The organism is Candidatus Pelagibacter communis (assembly GCF_001179985.1).
In the GTDB taxonomy this organism is placed as follows: domain Bacteria; phylum Pseudomonadota; class Alphaproteobacteria; order Pelagibacterales; family Pelagibacteraceae; genus Pelagibacter; species Pelagibacter ubique_J.
Genome location: NZ_CVSI01000017.1, coordinates 1 through 1,043, shown reverse-complemented (window position 1 = coordinate 1,043; position 1,043 = coordinate 1). Strand labels below are relative to the sequence as shown.

The window sequence follows — 1,043 nt, the reverse complement described above, 5'->3', positions numbered from 1 at the left end:
ATATTTGATAGAAAATTTCCACAATAAATGCACTCATTGGAGGATGTTTATTATAACCCCAATCTAAATTACTTCCCCAAGCAAGAGCCTCTATCGTATCAAGTGGAAGGTTGTTATTTGTTAATGATGGAATCAAAGTCCATAAAATTAAATGGATTGCCAAAAAAATGTAAAAAAAAATTTTTATTTGCTTTTTATAAATGACCATTTGTTTGAATTTATACAATTAAACCTTACTTGACACTACCTATTTGCTGAATATACTCCGACCGTTTTAAATTAGATAATGGTTAGAATTTCTAAAACTTACATTCCAAAAGAATCAGAAAAGTATATGTGTGAAAAACATAAAGTGTTTTTCAAAAATAAACTATTAGCTTGGAAGAAGGATTTGGTTAGATCAAATAATGAGGCTTTATATAATAGTTCTATGGATGATAATAGTACCTCTGCAGATATTGTGGATCAAGCAAGCTCATATACAGATAAAAATGTTGAGATGAGAGCAATCAACAGACAAATAAAACTGATATCAAAAATAGACTCGGCTTTAAGAAAGATTAAAGATGGGACATACGGGTTTTGCGAAGAGACTGGAGAACCAATTGGAATTAAAAGACTTATAGCTAGACCAGTTGCAACTTTATCTATTGCTGCTCAAGAAAAACATGAAAAAGAAGAAAAAGTTCACGCAGACGATGTTTAAGGTTTTGGAATTTTTTCTCCTTTATTCAAATAATCGTATCCCTTTATAACAGCATCTCTCTCAGATATTTCTAAATACCATCTGAAGAGATTTTCATAATTTTTAAGTCCTATATCATGCCAATCGTGTCGTGCAATCCAAGGGAAAGTAGCAATATCTGCTATTGAGTAGTTTTCGCCTGCAAGATATTTGGATACCGATAGTCTTTCATCCAAATTTTTATAGATTGAAGTTGTTATTTTGAAGTATCTTTTTTCACCAAATTCGCTTTTGCCTGGATTGTAATGATGAAATTGATGGTGTTGTCCAAGAATTGGTCCAACATATCCCATTTGAG

At 31.4% G+C, this 1,043-nt stretch carries 2 protein-coding genes and 1 pseudogene; 1 reads left to right on the top strand and 2 read right to left on the bottom strand.

Annotated features, from left to right (window positions below; all coding sequences use genetic code 11):
• Positions 1 to 208 (bottom strand): annotated as a pseudogene (locus tag AMN80_RS05590) (glycosyltransferase family 39 protein); the annotation flags it as partial.
• 75 nt (positions 209 to 283) lie between these two features.
• On the opposite strand from AMN80_RS05590, the gene dksA reads away from it, so the two are divergent.
• Positions 284 to 706 carry an RNA polymerase-binding protein DksA gene (dksA, locus tag AMN80_RS00925; RefSeq protein WP_075520157.1) on the top strand — a complete coding sequence of 141 codons (423 nt, stop codon included), beginning with the start codon at positions 284 to 286 and terminating at the stop codon, positions 704 to 706.
• Here dksA and AMN80_RS00920 read toward each other — a convergent pair.
• A partial coding sequence (locus tag AMN80_RS00920) for a glutathione binding-like protein (protein ID WP_179850265.1) occupies positions 703 to 1,043 on the bottom strand: 341 nt, incomplete at its 5' end. The two genes, dksA and AMN80_RS00920, sit on opposite strands and share 4 nt — an antisense overlap.